We start from the raw sequence: 18,927 nt of genomic DNA, 5'->3' as shown, positions 1-18,927 counted from the left end.
CGACATGCTCACCCTGGACCTGCAACACCTCATCGACAGCCTAGCCGCCACGACGCGCCAGGACCTGGAACAGGCCGCCCAGCGCTGCGTGCGCCGCGGCGGCCGGCAGATCCTCATCGAGGACCTGCTCGCCGTGCTGCTGGACGCCCGCGATGGCCTGCTCGGTCGCGCCCTGAGCGCCGCCGAGGTCGACCACCAGGCCTTCGCCGCCACCCTGCAGCCGCGCCCGGGCGCTGGCGAAGGTGGCGATCCGGTGTTCAGCCCGGAATTACTGCTGTGGCTGCAGGACGCCGTGCTGCTGGCGCGTCTGGAGCTGGAACAACCAGCGGTGGACAGCGCCGCCCTGCTGCTGGCGCTGCTGCGCCATCCCGAGCGCCACCTGGGCACCCGCTACGGGCACCTGCTGGAGCGGGTGGATGCCACCCAGCTGCTGGAGTTCGTCCAGGCCCAGCAGCCGTCAGCTGCGGCCACCACCAGCGATTCGCCGCTGGAACGCTTCACCCACGACCTCAGCGCCCAGGCCCGCGCTGGACGCCTGGACCCGGTGCTGGGCCGCGACGCCGAGATCCGCCAACTGGTGGACATCCTCTCGCGACGGCGCAAGAACAATCCCCTGGTGGTGGGCGAGGCCGGGGTCGGCAAGACTGCCCTAGTCGAAGGCCTGGCGCTGCGCATCGCCGCCGGGGAAGTCCCCGACAGCCTGCGCCGGGTCGAGGTGCGCACCCTCGACCTCGGCCTGCTGCAGGCCGGGGCCAGCGTCAAGGGCGAGTTCGAGCGCCGCCTGCAGGGGGTGATCGATGCCGTGCGCCAGGCGCCCGCGCCCATCGTCCTGTTCATCGACGAGGCCCACACCCTGATCGGCGCTGGCGGCCCGGCGGGCGGTTCCGATGCCGCCAACCTGCTCAAGCCGGCACTGGCCCGCGGCGAGCTGCGCACCATCGCCGCCACCACCTGGGGCGAGTACAAGAAGTACTTCGAGAAGGACCCGGCCCTGGCGCGACGCTTCCAGCCGGTGAAGCTGGACGAATTCGACGTCACCACCGCCATCGCCGTGCTGCGCGGCCTGGCGCCGACCTACGCCGAGAGCCATGGCGTCTATCTGCGCGACGACGCCGTGGTCGCCGCCGCCGAATTGGCCGCGCGCTACCTTAGCGGGCGCCAGCTGCCCGACAAGGCGGTGGACGTGCTCGACACCTGCTGCGCCCGGGTACGCATCAGCCTGGCCAGTCCGCCCGCCGCGTTGGAGCAGCTGCGTGAACGCCTGGCCGCCACCGAACGCGCCCTCAGCGCTGCCCGACGCGATGCCGATCACGGCGTGCCCGTGGAAGCGACCACCCTGGGCGAACTGGCCACCCGCCTCGACGCCGAGCGCCAGGCAGCGAACGCGCTGCAGGAGGCCTGGGAGCAGCAGCGCGCCCTCGCCGAGCGCATCCTGGCCGTGCGCACGGCTGGCAGCCACGCAGAACTGATGGCCACCCAGGCCGAACTGAGGCAGTTGCAAGACCAGGGCGAGCGCCTGATCAACCTGGAAGTCTGCCCGCAGTTGGTGGCCGAGGTGATCGGTGCCTGGACTGGCATCCCCGCGAGCCAGCTCGCCCGCCGTCATGACCAACGCCTCGCCCGCTTCGCCAGCGACCTGCGTGCCCGCCTGCGTGGCCAGGAGCAGGCGGTGATGGCCCTGGATCGCGCCCTACGCGCCGCCGCCGTCGGTCTCAACGCTCCCGAGGCACCGGTCGGCGTCTTCCTGCTGGTCGGCCCCAGCGGCGTCGGCAAGACCGAAACCGCCCTGGCCCTGGCCGAGTTGCTCTATGGCGGCGAACGCTTCCTCATCACCCTCAACCTCTCGGAATTCGCCGAGAAACACAGCGTTTCCCGGCTGATCGGCGCACCGCCGGGCTACGTTGGCTATGGCGAGGGTGGTGTGCTCACCGAGGTGGTCCGCCGCCAGCCCTATTCGGTGGTGCTGCTGGACGAGGTGGAAAAGGCCGACCCGGAGGTGCTCAACCTCTTCTACCAGATCTTCGACCGCGGCCAGGCCACCGACAGCGAAGGACGGCAGGTGGACTTCCGCAACGTGCTCTTCCTGCTCACCTCCAACCTGGCCAGCGGCGAGATCCAGCGCCTCTGCGCCGAGGGTCGCCCGGACGTGGCCAGCCTCACGGAAGCGATCCGCCCCACCCTCACCCGGCACTTCAAACCGGCGCTGCTGGCGCGACTGCGCGTGGTGCCCTACTACCCCTTGGATGACGCGCTGCTGCGCGAGCTGATCGTGCTCAAGCTCGACCGCCTCGGCGCCAGGCTGGCCGCCCGCCGGGTCGCCTTCAGCTATGCCCCGGCCCTGCTGGACGAGCTGGCGATGCATTGCCTGGACGCCGACAGCGGCGCCCGCCGTATCGATCTGCTGCTGGAGCAACAGGTGCTGCCGTTGCTCACCGACCGCCTGCTCGCTGCCTTGGCCGAAGGCCGCACGCCACGCCAGTTGCACCTCGCCTGCAGCGACCAGGGCGACTTTCTCTGCGAGGTGACGGCATGACCCTGTCCAGCGCTCCAGAGGCCGTGCTGCCGCTGTTCATCGAACTCGGCCAGCGCGACGATCCCGCTCAACTCGCCCTCGGCCTGGTGGAGGGTATCCAGCGTCTGGTCGGGCTCGACCTGGTGCAGTACTACCGCCTGGACGCCACCCATACCCAGCTGGTGCGCCTGGCCCAGAGCCTGGACGGCGTGGCCACCCTGACCGGCGACAGTCTGCCGCTGGAGCAGGAGAGCCTGCTGCACTATTGCCTCTCGCAGAATCGCAGCCTGCACCTGCGCGAGCTGGATCCGCTGCTGCACACCACCCCCTTCCTGCCCGGCGACGGCTGGCGCAGCCTTGGCTGCCTGCCGCTGTGCGGTCCGGGCGGTGGCGTCGAAGGCCTGCTGGTCCAGGCCAGCCGCACCCGCCGCGACCTGGAAGCCGACGCCGACCGGCTGGCCCCGCTCGGACGCTTCGCCCTGGCGCAGGGCCAGTTGCTGGAGCGCGCCCAGGCCCAGCCGCTGGGCGCCGCCACGCCAAGGCAGACGGCACCGGCAGCGGGCGATGGCTTCGGCATGATCGGCGATGGTGGCGCCATGCGGCAGGTGCATCGGCTGATCGGCAAGGTGCTGCACACTCCCATCACCGTGCTGCTCACCGGCGAGACCGGCACCGGCAAGGAACTGGTGGCCCGCGCCATCCATGAACGCGGCTCGCGACGCACCCAGCCCTTCGTGGTGCAGAACTGTGCGGCGCTGCCCGAGCACCTGCTGGAGAGCGAACTCTTCGGCTACCGCAAGGGCGCCTTCACCGGTGCCGAGCGCGATCGCAGCGGCCTGTTCGATGCGGCCAACGGCGGCACCCTGTTCCTCGACGAGATCGGCGACATGCCGCTGACCCTGCAGGCCAAGCTGCTGCGGGTACTCCAGGAAGGCGAGGTGCGTCCCCTGGGCAGCGCCGAGACCCATAAAGTCGACGTGCGCATCGTCGCGGCCACCCACCGCAACCTACTGCGCCTGGTGGAACAAGGCACCTTCCGCGAAGACCTTTACTACCGCCTCACCCATTTCCCCATCCAGTTGCCACCCCTGCGCGAGCGTGGCGAAGACCTGCCGCTGCTGGCCCGGCATTTCGCCGACCAGGCCTGCGCCTGCCTGCAGCGCTCGCGCTGCCGCTGGTCCAGCGCCGCCCTGGACCTGCTCGCCGGCTACGCCTTTCCCGGCAACGTCCGCGAGCTCAAGGGCCTGGTGGAGCGCGCCGTGCTGCTCTGCGACGGCAACGAACTGCTGCCCGAGCACTTCGCCATCCGCCCCACCACCCTCGCCGCGCCCACCAACGGCCTGACCCTGCGCGAGCGGCTGGACCAGCTCGAACGCGGCCTGCTGGTGGACTGCCTGCGCAAGAACCGCGGCAACCAGACCCAGGCCGCCCAGGAGCTGGGCCTGCCGCGCCGCACCCTGCTCTACCGCCTGCAGCGACTGAGCATCCGCAGCGCCGATCTGCAACTTTCCTGAAGAGGAAGCGCCATGACCGCGTCACTTCGCCCCCTGCTGCTCCTGAGCCTGCTGACCCTGGCGGCCTGCCACGCGGCACCCAAGGACCTGCAGGACTATCGCCCGCTGGGCGAGCCCCAGACATCCCATCGCCTCACCTAGGACAGGAAGTCACCATGGAACTGGTATTCGACCTGGTCGGCAGCCGTCAGCCCACGCCCGGACTGCTTACCCAAAAGACCTTTCGCCACGTCGGCGGCCTCATCGGCCGTAGCGAAGACTGCGATTGGTACCTGCCCGATCCGCAGCGGGTGCTGTCCGGCCAACACGCTCGCATCAGCTACAGCGAGGGGGACTACTTCCTCACCGACCTGAGCAGCAACGGCGTCCAGCTCGCCGATGGCCAGCGCCTGAGCAAGGGCGAGCCCTGGCGCATCCAGCATGGCCAGGCCTTCATCCTGGGCACCTTCACCCTCGCCGCCCGACTGATTCGCGATCCCGCCGGCTTCGCCGACGACTTCAGCGTCCCCAGCAGCCACCAGGAGCTGATCCCGGACGACGCCTTCCTCGAACTGGACCCGATGCAGGCCCTGGAACGCCACGATCCCCACGGTCTCGACGAACTCGATGGCAGCAATCCCTTCGCCAGCGACGCTACCCGTAGCGACTACGCCCGGGTCGATCTGGACAGCCTGGGCATTCCCGCCCTGGTACCGGAACCGGCCGCCCCGGCGGTAGAGCGACCGGCGGCGCCCCAACGCCAGGCACCGGCCTTCTGGCAGAGCTTCGGCGAGGCCCTTGGCCTGGACCTGACCGCCCTCGACGACGACGCGCGCGAAGCCCTGGCCCTGGAAGCCGCCCGCCTGTTGCGCCTGACCATCCAGGGCCTGCATGGCTGCCTGCGCACCCGCAACGAAACGCGCAACGAACTGCGCCTGCCGCTCACCACGGTGCAGAGCAGTGGCAACAATCCACTCACCTTCGCCGCCGATGGCGATGCCGCCCTGGCCCAACTGCTGCGCCCCACTGCCGTCGGCCAGTTGGCGGCCGATCAGGCGCTGCGGCGTGCCTGTCGCGACCTCCAGGCCCACCAGGTCGGCCTGGTCGCCGCTAGTCGCCAGGCGGTGCTGGCCACCCTCGAACAGCTGGCGCCGGCCCAGTGCGAAGCCCGCGTCGAACGCGAAGGCCGTCGCCCACGCTGGGGCCGCGATGCCACCCTCTGGCGCGCCTGGCAACGCCAGTACCGCGACCTGCGCCAAGACGAAGACTGGCGCGAGCGGCTGTTCGCCAAGGACTTCGCCCAGGCCTACACCGAGCAGGTTCGCCTGATCGCCACCCTCGACCCCACCCAGCAAGGACGCTGACATGAACACCTCCCTGCGCCTCTGCGCCTTCGCCCTCACTCTGCTGCTGGGCGCCTGCACCAGCCAGAAGACCCCGGACCCGACCCTGCTCGACCTGACCCTGAGCGGCGGCGACGATCTCAATCCCGATCTCAATGGGCGGCCGTCGCCACTGGTGGTGCGGCTGGTGGAGCTGAAGAACCCGGTCGGCTTCGAGAACGTCGAATTCTTCCCGCTCTACGAGAACGCCAAGCAGGTCCTGGCGCCGGACTGGGTGGCCGAGGAAGAGCTCGAACTGCGCCCCGGCGAAGCCCGCGAGCTCAAGCTCAAGGTGCAAGGCGACAGCCGCTACGTCGGCATCTACGGCGCCTACCGCAACCTCGGTGGCAGCCAGTGGCGGCAGGTCATCCAGCTCAAGCCCAACGCCCTGGCCCAGGTGCGCCTGCAGCTCACAGCTACGGGCATCCAGCCCGCCCCGGCGGCCAAGGAGTAGGTCATGCAGCAGCTCAAGGTGATCTGGCAGGAAGGCATGCTGCTACGCCCGCAGCACTTCCAGCAGAACGACCGCTACCACGCCCAGCAATTGCAGACCCGCACCCGGCGCCTGGGCGAACCGGCCTGGGGCTTCTTCGAGCTGACCCTCGACCGGCAATTCCTCGCCATGGGCAAGCTGGTGGTGGGCCAGGCCAGCGGCATCCTGCCCGACGGCACCCTGTTCGAGCTGGGCGCCGACAGCGCACCCCTGGCGCTCGACATCCCGGCCAACACCCGCGACAGCGCGGTGTGGCTGGCGCTGCCGCTCGCCAGCGGCCAGCACGTGGAAAGTCGCCCGGCTGACCAGGACGAAATCATCGCCCGCTACCTGAGCGTCGACAGCGAGATCCCCGATTCCCACGCCGGCTTCGGCGAGCCCGGCGCGGTCACCTGTGGCCGGCCCGATTTCCGCCTGCTGCTGGACGACCATCCCCGGCTGGACGCCTACGTCCGCCTACAGGTCTGCCAGATCCTGGAGGCCGCCCCGGACGGCAGCCTGGAACTGGACGCCCGCTTCACCCCCAGCGTCATCCAGGTGCGCGCCGCCGAACCCCTGCTGGCCGGACTCAAGGAAGTCGTCTCCCTGCTCGCCCACCGCGGCGAGGTACTGGCGCAGCGACTGCGCCAGGCCGGCAGCCTGGGCACCGCGGAGATCGGCGACTTCCTGCTGCTGCAACTGGTCAATCGCCACGAGGCGGTGCTGCGCCACTGCCTGGACTACGAACAGCTGCATCCACGCAGCCTGTTCCGTGAACTGCTCGCCCTGCACGGCGAACTGGCCACCTTCGCCGCCGCCGACAGGCGCCCGGCACAAGCGCTGCACTATCACCACGCCGACCAGGGCGGCAGCTTCGAGCCGCTGTTCCAGGCCCTGCGCCAGGCGCTGTCCATGGTGCTCGAACAGCACGCCCTGCCGCTGCCGTTGCAACAGCGCCAGTACGGCATCCAGGTCGCGCCCTTGCAGGATCACGGCCTGCTGGCCACCGCCAGCTTCGTGCTCATCGCCGGGGCCGACTGCAGCACCGAGGAACTGCGCCAGCGCCTGCCAGCGCACCTCAAGGTGGGCCCGGTGGAGCGCATCCGCCAGTTGGTCAACCTGCACCTGCCAGGCCTGGCGCTCAAGGCGCTGCCGGTGGCACCACGGCAACTGCCGTTCCATGCTGACAAGGCCTACTTCGCCCTCGAACTCACTCCCGCCGACCTCGCCCTGCTCGAACAGTCCGGCGGCTTCGCCTTCCATGTCTCCGGCACCTTCCCGGGCCTCGACCTCGCCTTCTGGGCGATCAGGAGCTAAGCATGCACACCGCCACCGACTATGGCCGGGACGACAAAACCGTGGTGCTCAGCTGCCACGGCCACGGCCCGGACACCCCGCGCAGTCCGCTCACCGACTTCAGCGAGCCGCCGCGCTATGCGCAGCTGGAAGAGCGCATGGTGCAAGCCGCCCGCCTGCGTCCGGGCGAGGCCCTGAACCTGAGCATCAATCCGCTGGTGGGCGCCGCCGCGCCCTTGCTCTCCGAGGTGGTCCGCCTGCGCCAGAGCTATGCCGCCGAAGACCTGCACGTGCTCAAGGAGCGCCTGGCCGCCACCCTGCGGCTGTTCGAACAGCGCGCCCTGGCCGATGGCCTGGACAGCGGCGAAGTCATGGCGGCGCGCTACACCCTCTGCACCACGGTCGACGAAGCCGTGGTCACCACCCCATGGGGCAACGCCGGCGACTGGTCACAATTCAGCCTGCTGAGCAGCTTCCACAACGAGACCTTCGGTGGCGAGAAGTTCTTCCTGCTGCTGGAACGCCTGAGTCGCAACCCGGCCAAGCACCTGGCGCTGCTGGAACTGCTCTACCTCTGCCTGGCGCTGGGCTTCGAAGGCAAGTACCGCGTGCTGCCGCGCGGCATGCTCGAGCTGGAAGCCATCCGCGACAGCCTCTACCGGCAGATCCGCCAGCTGCGCGGCGACGTCCCCCGCGAGCTGTCGCCCCACTGGCAGGGCTTGGACGCCAAACCACGGCGGCTGGTGCGCCTGGTGCCCTGGTGGCTGGTCGGCCTGTTCACCCTGATCTGCCTGGGCAGTCTCTACGGCGGCTTCCGCCTGGTGCTGGACCAGCAACGCGACAGCCTGCTGGAAACCTATCCCGGTCACCCCGCCGCCACCGCGACCGCCACCCCAGCTCCCCACGCCTGATACGGATCGCCATCATGAAAGGACTCATCATCACACTCGGGCGCAGCCTGCGCCGTCCCTGGGCCTGGACCCTGCTCGTGACCCTCGGCCTGGGCAGCCTGGTCTGGATCCTCGGCCCGCTGCTGGCCTTCGCCGGCCACAGCCCCTGGGCCGCGGTCAGCCACCGCCTGGCCACCCTCTGCGGCCTGTTCCTGGCCTGGGGTCTGGGCATGGTGCTGCTGCAGGGCTGGCAGCAACGCCAACAGCGGCAACGTCTCGCCACCGAAGCGGGCCAGCAGGACCAGCTGCGGGCCGAACGCATCGACGACGAGGCCCACGAGCTGCAGTCCCGCGCCCGCAACGCCCGCCGGACCCTGCAAGGCGCCGGTCTCTATCGCGGTCGCAGCCAGCGCTGGCGCCGCGAGTTGCCGCACTACCTGCTGCTGGGGCCGGAAGGTGCCGGCAAGACCTCGCTGCTGGACTTCTCCGGCCTGGACTTCCCCCTCAACGGCGAGAAATCCCGGCTGACCCGGGACGTCAGTGGCACCCGCCATTGCGACTGGTACTTCGCCGAACAGGGCGTGCTGCTCGACACCGCCGGCCGCTACCTGACCCAGGGCGACGCCCCGGTGGACGGCAGTGCCTGGCTGACGCTGTTGCGGCTGCTGCGTCGCCAGCGCCGTACCCGTCCGCTCAACGGCATCCTCGTCACCCTGCCGGTGGAGCGGCTGGCGAGCGGCAACGAAGTGGCGCTGGAAACCCTGGCCCGCCAGGTCCGCGCCCGGCTGCACGACGTCGCCCGCGAACTCAGGGTGGAGGTCCCCGTCTACCTGGTGCTGACCCAGGCCGACCGCCTGCCCGGCTTCGGCGCCTTCTTCGACGGCCTCTCCCGCGAAGAGAGCGAACAGGTCCTCGGCACCACCTTCCGCGAAGCCCAGAACGGCACCGACACCGCCACCCTGCGCCAGGAATTCGAGGAACTGCTGCGTCGCCTCAACAGCCAGGTCATCCCGCGCATTCACCAGGAGCGTGACGGCCAGCGCCGCGGCCAGATCCTCGACTTCCCGCACCAGCTGGGGCGCCTGGCCGACGGCCTCACCCTGTTCGTCGAACTGGCCTTCTCCGGCAACCGCTACCAGCGCGCCGCCCAGTTGCGCGGCTTCTACCTGACCAGCACCCCGGCGCTGACCCAGAGTCTCGATGCCCAGACCCAAGGCATCGGCGACCAGCTCGGCCTGCCCAGCACCCTGCTGCCCCAGTACCGCAGCGGCCAGCCGCGCTTCATCCGCCAGCTGTTCAGCCGAGTGATCTTCCCCGAAGCCAGCCTGGCCGGTCTCGACCAGCGCGAAGTACGGCGGCTGAGCTGGGGCCAGCGCGGCCTCTATGCCGCCGCCCTCGCCGGCCTGGCCCTGGGTGCGGCGCTCTGGACCGCCAGCTTCGGCAGCAACCACGAACGCCTGGAACGCCTGCGCGACCTGGCGCAGCACGGCCAGCAGGCGCGCAGCCAGCTCAAGGCCGGCGCCGATGCCCGCGCCCTGCTGCCGCTGCTGGACAACGCCTACGCCGGCACCCAGGTCTTCCCCGCCGTTGGCGCCACGCCGCTGCGCGAGCGCACCGGGCTCTACCAGGGCGACGCGGTGCGTCCCACCACCGAAGCCGCCTACCGCCAGGCGCTGGAAAGCTACCTGCTACCCCGTCTCAAGGCACAACTGGAAGAACGCATCCGCGGCAGCCTCGGCGACCGCGAACGGCTGATCGGCCATCTGCGCGCCTATCTCATGCTGCAGCTGCCCGAGCGCCGCGACGCCCGCGTCCTGCGCGACTGGGCCGCGGCCGACTGGTCGCAGCGCTATCCGGGCGATGCCCTGACCCAGAACAGCCTCGACACCCACCTGGCCCGGCTGCTGGAACAGGGCTTCGCCGCCTACCCGGTGGACGCCCAGCTGGTCAGTCAGGCGCGCCAGCTGCTGCGCAGCGAATCCCTCGCCGCGGTGGTCTATCGCATCCTGCGCGACCAGGCCAGTGGCCTGCCGGTCTATCGCCTGAGCCAGCACCTGGGGCCCCAGGCCCTGGCCTTCGAAGGCGCCGACTACCCCATCCCCGGCTTCTATACCCGCCAGGGCTACGAACAGACCTTTTCCACCCAGGGCCTCGCCGTGATCCACGACCTGGCCGCCGACAACTGGGTGCTGGGCGATGGCGACGGCATCACCGGCATGGACCTCCGCCACCTGCAGGTGGAACTGGAACAGCTCTACTTCCGCGACTACGCCAATCTCTGGAGCGAAGCCCTCGCCCGCGTAACCCTGCAACCGGTGGGCGATGCCAACCAGGGTGCCCTGCTGCTGGCCGGCCTGACCTCGGCCAACTCGCCCCTGCTGCAGCTGCTGCTGGAGGTGCGCAACAACACCCGCCTGGCCGCCGTCGCCAGCGACGCCACCGGACAGGGTGACCCTCTGCCGGATACCGCGCGGCGTAGCCTGCAGACCCGCTTCGAGAACCTGCACCGGCTGCTCGACGACCAGGGCACCGCCGTGGCCGATCTCGCGCCTGCCATGGCCGCCCTCAACGACCTCCAGCAGCAACTGGCCGGCCTGGCCCACGCCAGCGCCCCGGAGCAGGCCGCCTTCGACCTGGCCAAGGCGCGCATGGCCGGCAACCGCGATGCGCTGAACAGCCTGCGCACCGCCGCCAGTCGCCTGCCGGTCCCGGTCAACAGCTGGCTCGGCCTCTTGGTGGACGACAGCTGGAACCTGATCCTGGCCGGCGCCTATGACTACCTCAACGACCGCTATCAGAACGAGCTGCTGGCGAGCTATCGCAACGGCCTGGACAGGCGCTATCCATTCAAGGCCGACAGCGAGAGCGACGTCTCCCTGGCCGACTTCCGCGAGTTCTTCAAGGCCCAGGGAATCGCCGACACGTTCTTCGATACCTACCTCAAGCCCTTCGTGATTCGCAGCGACAATGCCTATCGCCTCCGTGCCATCGACGGCCACAGCCTGCCGCTGTCGCGCGAGTTCCTCATCCAGATGGGCCGTACCCAGCAGATCCGCCGCGGCTTCTTCGCCGAGAATCCCGCCGAGCCGGGCATCATTTTCAAGCTGGAACCCCACTCCCTGGACCCGAGCCTGACCCGCGCCGACCTCAGCATCGGCAAGGAACGCCTGGAATACCGCCACGGCCCCATCGTCGCCGCCACCTTCCGCTGGCCACAGAGCGATGCCCTGAGAACCACCCTGGTACTGGAAGAGCTGGGCGGTCGCCGCGTCGGCCTGGAGCAGGACGGCAGCGCCTGGTCGCTGTTCCGCCTGCTGGATCGCTTGAAACTGCAGCAGCACAGCGCCCGCGACGTCATGCTGGTACAGGCCGATCTCGACGGGCGTCATGCCGGCTACCTACTGTCCAGCCAGCGTTCGCCCAACCCCTTCGACCTGGCCACCCTGCGCGGCTTCAAGCTGCCGGAGCGGCTGTGATGAGCCCGGCCCTGAGCAGCGCCCGCAGCCATCCCGGCAAGGTCCGGGCGCAGAACGAGGATGCCCTGCTGGAGCGGGCGGCCGACGGTCTCTGGGCCGTCGCCGACGGCCTGGGCGGCCATCAGGAAGGCGGCCGCGCCAGCCGCCTGGTGGTGGAGCGCCTCGCCGAGCTGGCGCTGGGCGGCAGCCTGGACGAGCGCCTGGCCCAGGTCCGTCTGGTACTGCACGAGGTGAATCGACGCCTCACCCGGGACCTCACGGTGCTCGCCGACAGTGCCGAGCGTCTGGTCGGCACCACGGTGGTGGCGCTGCTGCTGGCGGACGGCGAAGCCGCGTGCGTCTGGGCGGGCGACAGCCGCGCCTACCTCTGGCGCGGCAACCAGCTCTACCAACTGACCCGCGATCACCGCCTGCTGGAGCGACTGGTCGACGTCGAAGGCCTCACGCCGCAACAGGCCATCCGCCATCCCAGCGCCCACGCCCTGACCCGCGCCCTGGGTGCCCAGGACGAGCTGGCGCTGGACAGCGTCCGCTTCGAACTGCTGCCCGGCGATCGCCTGCTGCTCAGCAGCGACGGCCTGCACGGCGCCCTGGAGGAGCGCGCCCTGGGCGCCGCCCTGTCACTGCCCGCGCCAGCCGTGGCCCTGGAACGACTGCTCGATGGCGTCCTCCAGGGACCGGCGCTGGACAACCTCACCGCCATCGTCATCCACCCTCAGGAGGCGGCATGAACGACCAGGAGCTTTCCCTCGACGAAGGTCTCACCCACTTCGCCTTCGCCCCAGCCACCGCGGCGCCCGTCACCCGTCAGTTGGCGCCCCTGCCGGAACTGCTCGGTGGTCGCTATCGGCTGGAAACCCTGCTGGGAATCGGCGGCATGGGCGCCGTCTACCGCGCCCGCGATCTGCTGCGCGAACAGTATGGCGATCCGGCGCCCCAGGTGGCGGTCAAGGTGCTCAACGACGACTTCGCCGAATACCGCGATGCCAACGCCCTGCTCTACGGCGAATTCGCCCTCACCGTGCGGCTGCGCCATCCCCACATTGTGCGGCTCCATGGCTTCGAGGTGGATCGCGACAGCGAGCGCGCCTTCATCACTCTCGAACTGCTGCGCGGCCCGACCCTCGACGCCCTGCTCTGCGACCGGCCCGAAGGCCTGCGCTGGACGGAACTGCAGGAAATCGGCCTGCCGCTGCTGGACGCCCTGCACTTCTCCCACGCCAACGGCGTACTGCACGGCGATATCAAGCCCAGCAACGTGATCCTCACCGACAGCGGCCTGCGCCTGTTCGACTTCGGTCTCGGCCAGCCCTGCGAAGACCTGCTGCCCGGTCTGCCACGTTTGAATCGCGGTCGTTTCAATGCCTGGACGGTGCGCTACGCCCCGTTCGAACTGCTCGAAGACGGCCTGCTGACCACCGCGGGCGACCTCTATGCCTGCGCCTGCGTGCTCTACGAACTGGCCACCGGCAAGCATCCCTATCGCCGCCTCAGCGCCAAGCAGGCGCGCAGCCTGCAAATCGAGCCCGAACGGCCGCAGGTCCTGCCCGATGCTGCCTGGCAGGTCCTGCGGCGGGCCCTGGAGATCGATCCCGCCCAGCGTCAGCAGGATCTGGGCGAGTGGCGCGCGCTCTGGCAGACCGCGTCGGCGCCGGACCAGCGCTGGTGGCAGCGACTGCTCGCACGTTCCACGTGAAACCCTTTCACCGTCAGGAAGACTCCCATGTTCAACCCGGCCAACACTCCCCGCTTCACCCTGGCCCTGCCGGGTCTCGCCCAGGATTTCCAGGTCCTGGGCTTCCAAGGGCAGGAAGCCCTCAACGAACCCTATCGTTTCCAGGTGGAGCTGGTCAGCGAAAGAGCCGACTGGCCCCTCGAGCAACTGCTCCACCGACCGGCCTGGTTGAGCCTGGCACCCAGCGGTCCGGGTATTCATGGCCTGCTCGGGGCCGTCACCCAGGGCGACTCGGGCAGGCGGCTGACCCGCTATCGCGTCGAGTTGGTCCCGCGCCTGGCCTACCTGGCCCAGCGCACCAACTCGCGTATCTTCCAGCAGCTCACGGTGCCGCAGATCCTCGCTCGCCTGCTCGAAGAGCACGGCATCCTGGAGGGCGCCTATCGCCTGGCCCTGGGGCCGACGCCCTATCCTGCCCGCGACTATTGCGTGCAATACGGCGAAAGCGACCTGCACTTTCTCGACCGCCTCTGCGAGGAAGAAGGCATCCACTACCACTTCGAACACCAGCCGGAGGGCGCCGTGCTGGTCTTCGGCGACGACGCCACCAGCTTTCCGCGTCTGGCCGCCACGGCCTACCACCCCAGTAGCGGCCAGGTCGCCGAGCGTCCGGTCATTCGGCGCCTGCAGGTGGGCTTGCAGACCCGCAGCAGCCAACTGACCCTGCGCGACCAAGACCCACTGCAACCCCGGCTGCGCCTGGAAAGCCGCAGCGACATCGAGCAACAGCCGGTACTGGAGCACTACGCCTTTCCCGCCGGCTTCCACGACCGCACCCGCGGCCGGCAACTGAGCACCCGCGGCCTGGAAGCCTTGCGCGCCGACAGCCAGGCGGCGGAGGGCCAGGGCGATCAACCCAGCCTCAGCAGTGGCCATTTCCTGCCACTGACCGAACATCCCCGCGGCGACTGGAACCAACTGTGGTTGCTCACCCGCCTCGAGCATGAGGGTCGCCAACCCCAGGTGCTGGAAGAAGGCCTGGGTACGCCCAGCCTGTTGCCCCCCAGCGACGACGGCTGGAGCCAGGGCTATCGCAACCGCTTCACCGCTATTCCCTGGCAACTGCCCTTTCGCCCGGCGCGACGTCATGCCAAGCCCAGGCTGCTCGGCCAGCAGAGCGCCGTGGTCACCGGCCCAGTTGGCGAAGAAATCCATTGCGATGCCCTCGGCCGGGTCAAGGTGCAATTCCACTGGGACCGCGCAGGCCAGGCCGACGAGCGCACCAGTTGCTGGCTACGGGTCGCCAGTGGCTGGGCCGGCAATGGCCACGGCGCCCTGGCCGTGCCGCGGGTCGGCATGGAGGTGCTGGTCGGCTTTCTCGAAGGCGATCCTGACCAACCCCTGGTCACCGGCTGCCTGTATCACGCCGAGCACCGTCCACCGCTGGACCTGCCCAAGGACAAGACCCGCAGCTCTTTCAAGACCCTGAGCAGTCCCGGCGGTGGCGGCTACAACGAAGTGCGCATCGAGGATCGCCAGGGCCAGGAAGAAATCCACGTTCACGCCCAACGCGACTGGGACGAACTCATTCGCCATGACCACCGCAGCGAGATCGGCCATGAAAGGCACCAGCGCATTCGCGGCAACAGCCACAGCGAACTGCACGCCGAGGAACACCGCCTGATCCACGGCGCGCGCAAGGCCGAGGTCAAGGCCAGCGACCACCTGCTGATCGCTGGGAGCCAGCACCTCAAGCTGGGTGCGGGCCAGTACCTCGAAGCCGGCCAGGAGATCCACCTCAAGGCCGGCGACAAGATGATCATCGAAGCCGGCACCGAACTGACCCTGAGCGCCGGCGGCAGCTTCATCAAGCTCGATCCCAGCGGCATCACCCTGGTCGGCCCCCTGGCCCGCCTCAACGCCGGCGGCGCCCCCGGCAATGGCTCCGGCATCGCCCTGCAACTGCCAAGGCCGCCGGGCGCTACCGAGCAGGGCTCTGCAGGCGATCCGAACCAATTGGCGCTGGCCAATGAGGTTGAACAGCAGGATGTGAAAGCTCTGCGAATGCTCAAGTTTTCCGTTTGATCAGCACCACGAAAAGGACCACCGCGGCGACGCGGTCTTTGCCTAGGACAGCAGCATGACCACCACTCCCACTGCACAACCGCCCAAGGTAGAAAACTGGGCCTACCCCTTCAAGACGAAGGGCGGCCAGGATGTCACCGATCCCCGGCTCTACCAGCAGGCGCTGGCCCACGCCCGCGGCGGCACCTATCTGCTCGGCAGCAACGGCCTCTGGCACGGCGGCGTGCACTTCGACGAAGGCACCGCCGCCTACCTGGACCAGTCACGCATCCACTGCATCGCCGACGGCGAGGTGGTCGCCTATCGCATCGACGACAAGGTGCATCGCATCGCGCCGGACCCAGGCTCGACGCCACGGGGCAAGACCTACTCCACCAGCTTCGTCCTGGTCCGTCATCGCCTGGAGGCACCGCAACTGCCCAACAATCCCGAAGTCCCGCCTTCGCTAGTGTTCTTCAGTCTCTACATGCACCTGCTGGACTGGGCCGGCTACGAGGCCAACCCCGCCCTGCCACGCCCGCCCTTCTGGGGCAACGATCGTTTCCGTGTCAGTACCCTGGGCGGCAAGCTCAACGTCAGGCAGAAGCCCAGCAGCCAGGCCCTCGTCCAGGCCGAGCTGAACAACGGCAGTCAGGTCCGCATCTCGGGTACGGGCGACTGGTGTCAGCTGATCGAGATACTGGACAATGGCTTGAGGCCCCTACCGGGGCGGTCGCAAGTCGGTCTCGGCTACGTCGCCCGCCGCTACCTCAAACCGGAGGCGGCGCCCAAGGCCCAGAACAGCGTGGTAGTCCTGGACCAGCCCTTTCCCATCAAGGCCGGCGAGCTACTCGGCCATCCGGGTCTTTACGAAGGCCGGCAGCAGATCCACCTGGAAACCTTCAGCTGCGATGACCTCCCCGCCTTCATCGAACGCAGCCGCGCTTGGGCCACCAAGCTGCCCGACAGCGACAAGACCCTGCTGAAGATCCACGCCGGCGCCAGCAAACTGATCACTCACAGACCCGACATCGACGCCAATCATCCCCCGCGGATCAGCGATCCCGGCGTTCAGGTCGGCGTGGACCTCATTCTCAGCCAAGCCCAACTGGACGCCCTGTCCGCCACCGACAAGATCGTCGTACCCGCGCGCAACGAAGGCAGCATTTGCACGCCGGAACAGCGCTGGTGGCATTTTAAGGGTGTGTTAGCGGACAGCGAAGGACAGCCGATAGAGGGATGGCTGTGCGAGCAGGAGCTTATTACCAGTCGGCATAGTCCGTGGGAGTGGCTGGACCATGAACTCATTGAAGAGGAAACCGCCTACCTATCGAAACTGGCATATTTTTTAAGCATCAATTCTCAACTTACAAGAGCAGAGCTGACACGATATGAGAGCGAAATTCAGCAGGCACAGCAGAGTTCACTCTTCAGAAAAATATCTGAAATCATCTTACCCGCAACCACAGTAATCAACACTGAAATCATAAAAAGCATAAAAAAACTATGGCACTTTCAAAAAGTCAGCTCGCTTATCGTCAAATGCGAAACAGAATGGTTTTGGAGTTCAGAAAAATGGAGCTCGCTAGACGCACTGCTGGCACCAGCGGATGGAAATAATACCGCGTGGGAAAGCCAAAAAGAGGCGATAAAAAATCTTACTTGGTGGGACACCATTTCGACAACACTGAGTGGCTTTGACCATGCAAAGATTTGGCATATCAATCCAGAGCATCTTTGCAGGTCTTTCAACATCAAACAGCCAGAAATCATCACACTGGAAATGCTTCAAACTGTCAACCCAAAACAGGACAAATCCTACTACAAACGAATTCTACCTTTCTTAAATAAGTACGCCATCGTCTATAGAGTCAATACACCACTTAGAATAGCTCACTTCTTAGCTCAGACAGGTCATGAAAGCGGCTTTATAGTCAAGTCCGAAATCGGAACCTATAGCGCAACTCGAATGAGAGAAATGTTTGGCTGCAAAGGGGGCAGTAAAAATTACTCCAAGGCAAATGACGACTGCATTTTAGGAAGGCAACGTGAAAAACTCTGGTCGGAAGAGTCGAAATACACGCTAAATGCTGAAGCGCTTCTAAACTTTGTCTATTCATCGCGCATGGGAAATGGCGATGAAAAAAGCGGAGAGGGTTACAAGTACAGAGGTCGTGGCATAATCCAATTGACCGGAAAAGATACATATAGGCGATATACCAACATTCACAACCAGGCAAATCCCGATGACCCAAGAGACTTCGTGAAAAACCCAGACCTTATCACTGAATCACTTCAGTATGGTATAGAGTCTGCTTTTGTATACTGGGACATGGTTGACGCAAACAAACTCGCGGATGCAGATGACTCGATGGCATTGAGCAAAGCTATTAACGGAGGCATGAATGGCTTTAAAGATAGAATGGAATGCCTAGGCAAGATAAAAAAGCACCTAAGGATCACGCAATGAAAACATCGATATTATTGGTGCTCACGTTGACCTGCAGCCTTGCCTGCGCGGACGAGTTTCCAGATCAAAGTCTTTGTAGTGCTGGAGAGGCCACTCTATTTAATTGTATTCTGACAAAAAAAACTGCATCCCTGTGCCTGAGCAAGACAGCTAATCAAATTCAGTATCGGATCGGAACAGGCCTAAAAAAAGAGTTCATCTATCCTAAGTTGACGGAAGGATCAATAGAAAAATTCAAGCTTAGCGCCACTCCCTATCCTGGTGGTGGTGAAAACAGAATAAGATTCTCAAACGGAACATACAGCTATTTTATTTATGACATAACAAAAACCCAAGCCGATGCTTCGAATGGTGAATCTATCCAAGCAGCAGGAATTGTTGTTTACGCAAGAAACAAACGAATAGCCAACTTAAAATGCAGCAATTCGGAGACAAGCATCACCTCATCGGCATTTGAAACCTTACAAAGAGAGAGCTTTTCGCGAGAAATCGACACTGATTAATCCAGTAGCTCTTTCAGTCTCCCAGCCAACAACCCCGGAAACCTCGTATACCACGTCTGATTCAACGGCGACGGATGCGGCAGTGGATAGAGCGTCAGCGTCTTGCGCTTGCCCTCCTCCGTTTCCAGGGTGACCTCTATGCTGCTGTCGAAGCGGTCTTCGCGCTTCCAGAAGGCTTCCAGGCGGGCGCGCTCCTCCTTCGATTGTCCGATGCCAAACCAGAGGAAGGCTTCGCGGCCGAGGGTGATGAGCTGGGTGCCGTGCCAGTGGTCCACCAGCAGGCGGCGCATCAGGGGATGGAAGGTTTTCTTCACCCGTTCCGACCAGGCTTTGTTGTCCAGGGGTTTGTAGGGCACGGTGTTGGCCCAGAAAAATTGCTGGCTCAGGCTGCGGCTGGCGTCGAAATCGGCCGGGGGCTGGCCGTGCAGGTGCTGGTAGAGGACCTTGCGGGCGATCTGGCCGCCGCTGCCGATGAAGGGTTCGCCGTACTTGACCTCGTCCCGCCCTGGGTCGCGGCCAAAGAAGCCCAGGGGTGCGTCGGGATCGCCCAGGCCGATGATGGGGTCCAGCGGGTCCTTGGCGAAGTGTTCGTAGACCGGAAGATCGATACCCCGAAGATCGGCGGCGAGTTGGCGAAAGGCCTCGCGCTCTGCGGAAGACAGCGGCATGCAACAGGTCCCCATCGAGGAATTAA

The 18,927-nt window shown here is 66.5% G+C and carries 14 protein-coding genes; 13 read left to right on the top strand and 1 reads right to left on the bottom strand.

Annotation, left to right across the window (positions count from 1 at the left end):
* Positions 1 to 4 precede the first annotated feature (4 nt).
* The 13 genes from tssH to RND78_RS09300 are packed head-to-tail and all read left to right on the top strand — an operon-like array spanning position 5 to position 18,233.
* Positions 5 to 2,533 carry a type VI secretion system ATPase TssH gene (tssH, locus tag RND78_RS09360; RefSeq protein ID WP_312728057.1) on the top strand — a complete coding sequence of 843 codons (2,529 nt, stop codon included), beginning with the start codon at positions 5 to 7 and terminating at the stop codon, positions 2,531 to 2,533.
* Positions 2,530 to 4,026: a sigma 54-interacting transcriptional regulator gene (locus RND78_RS09355; protein ID WP_312728055.1), complete on the top strand. Its 1,497-nt coding sequence runs from the start codon at positions 2,530 to 2,532 to the stop codon at positions 4,024 to 4,026. The genes tssH and RND78_RS09355 overlap by 4 nt, the downstream gene beginning before the upstream one ends.
* Before the next feature lie 12 nt (positions 4,027 to 4,038).
* Entirely contained in the window at positions 4,039 to 4,167 is a 129-nt protein-coding gene (locus RND78_RS09350) for a hypothetical protein (protein WP_312728053.1), read from the top strand.
* A gap of 14 nt (positions 4,168 to 4,181) precedes the next feature.
* Positions 4,182 to 5,369 (top strand): type VI secretion system-associated FHA domain protein TagH, encoded by a 1,188-nt coding sequence (gene tagH / locus RND78_RS09345; RefSeq protein WP_312728051.1) that lies wholly within the window; start codon positions 4,182 to 4,184, stop codon positions 5,367 to 5,369.
* Between the two features lies 1 nt (position 5,370).
* The gene (gene tssJ / locus RND78_RS09340; RefSeq protein WP_312728049.1) at positions 5,371 to 5,841 is read left to right on the top strand and encodes a type VI secretion system lipoprotein TssJ; all 471 of its coding nucleotides are present in this window, start codon (positions 5,371 to 5,373) and stop codon (positions 5,839 to 5,841) included.
* Positions 5,842 to 5,844: 3 nt separating this feature from the next.
* Positions 5,845 to 7,176, top strand: a complete 1,332-nt coding sequence (tssK, locus tag RND78_RS09335; RefSeq protein ID WP_312728046.1) for a type VI secretion system baseplate subunit TssK — start codon at positions 5,845 to 5,847, stop codon at positions 7,174 to 7,176.
* Positions 7,177 to 7,178: 2 nt separating this feature from the next.
* A complete protein-coding gene (gene icmH / locus RND78_RS09330; RefSeq protein WP_312728044.1) occupies positions 7,179 to 8,066 on the top strand; it encodes a type IVB secretion system protein IcmH/DotU in 888 nt (295 codons plus the stop codon).
* Positions 8,067 to 8,080: 14 nt separating this feature from the next.
* A complete protein-coding gene (gene tssM, locus RND78_RS09325) occupies positions 8,081 to 11,521 on the top strand; it encodes a type VI secretion system membrane subunit TssM (RefSeq protein WP_312728041.1) in 3,441 nt (1,146 codons plus the stop codon).
* A complete protein-coding gene (locus tag RND78_RS09320; protein ID WP_312728039.1) occupies positions 11,521 to 12,252 on the top strand; it encodes a serine/threonine-protein phosphatase in 732 nt (243 codons plus the stop codon). Before tssM ends, RND78_RS09320 begins: the two co-directional genes overlap by 1 nt.
* Positions 12,249 to 13,217, top strand: coding sequence for a serine/threonine-protein kinase (locus tag RND78_RS09315; RefSeq protein WP_312728037.1), 969 nt, complete (start codon positions 12,249 to 12,251; stop codon positions 13,215 to 13,217). The genes RND78_RS09320 and RND78_RS09315 overlap by 4 nt, the downstream gene beginning before the upstream one ends.
* Before the next feature lie 27 nt (positions 13,218 to 13,244).
* Positions 13,245 to 15,281 carry a type VI secretion system tip protein TssI/VgrG gene (gene tssI / locus RND78_RS09310; RefSeq protein WP_312728034.1) on the top strand — a complete coding sequence of 679 codons (2,037 nt, stop codon included), beginning with the start codon at positions 13,245 to 13,247 and terminating at the stop codon, positions 15,279 to 15,281.
* Between the two features lie 55 nt (positions 15,282 to 15,336).
* Positions 15,337 to 17,730 (top strand): hypothetical protein, encoded by a 2,394-nt coding sequence (locus RND78_RS09305; RefSeq protein ID WP_312728032.1) that lies wholly within the window; start codon positions 15,337 to 15,339, stop codon positions 17,728 to 17,730.
* Positions 17,727 to 18,233, top strand: coding sequence for a hypothetical protein (locus tag RND78_RS09300; RefSeq protein WP_312728029.1), 507 nt, complete (start codon positions 17,727 to 17,729; stop codon positions 18,231 to 18,233). The genes RND78_RS09305 and RND78_RS09300 overlap by 4 nt, the downstream gene beginning before the upstream one ends.
* On the opposite strand, the gene RND78_RS09295 is transcribed toward RND78_RS09300, so the two are convergent.
* Positions 18,230 to 18,901 (bottom strand): uracil-DNA glycosylase family protein, encoded by a 672-nt coding sequence (locus RND78_RS09295; RefSeq protein ID WP_312728028.1) that lies wholly within the window; start codon positions 18,899 to 18,901, stop codon positions 18,230 to 18,232. The two genes, RND78_RS09300 and RND78_RS09295, sit on opposite strands and share 4 nt — an antisense overlap.
* Between the last annotated feature and the right edge of the window lie 26 nt (positions 18,902 to 18,927).

The organism is Pseudomonas oryzihabitans (genome assembly GCF_032027545.1).
Classification (GTDB): domain Bacteria; phylum Pseudomonadota; class Gammaproteobacteria; order Pseudomonadales; family Pseudomonadaceae; genus Chryseomonas; species Chryseomonas oryzihabitans_F.
Note: the sequence above shows the minus strand (reverse complement) of the source record. Positions and strands in the feature narration are given on the sequence as shown.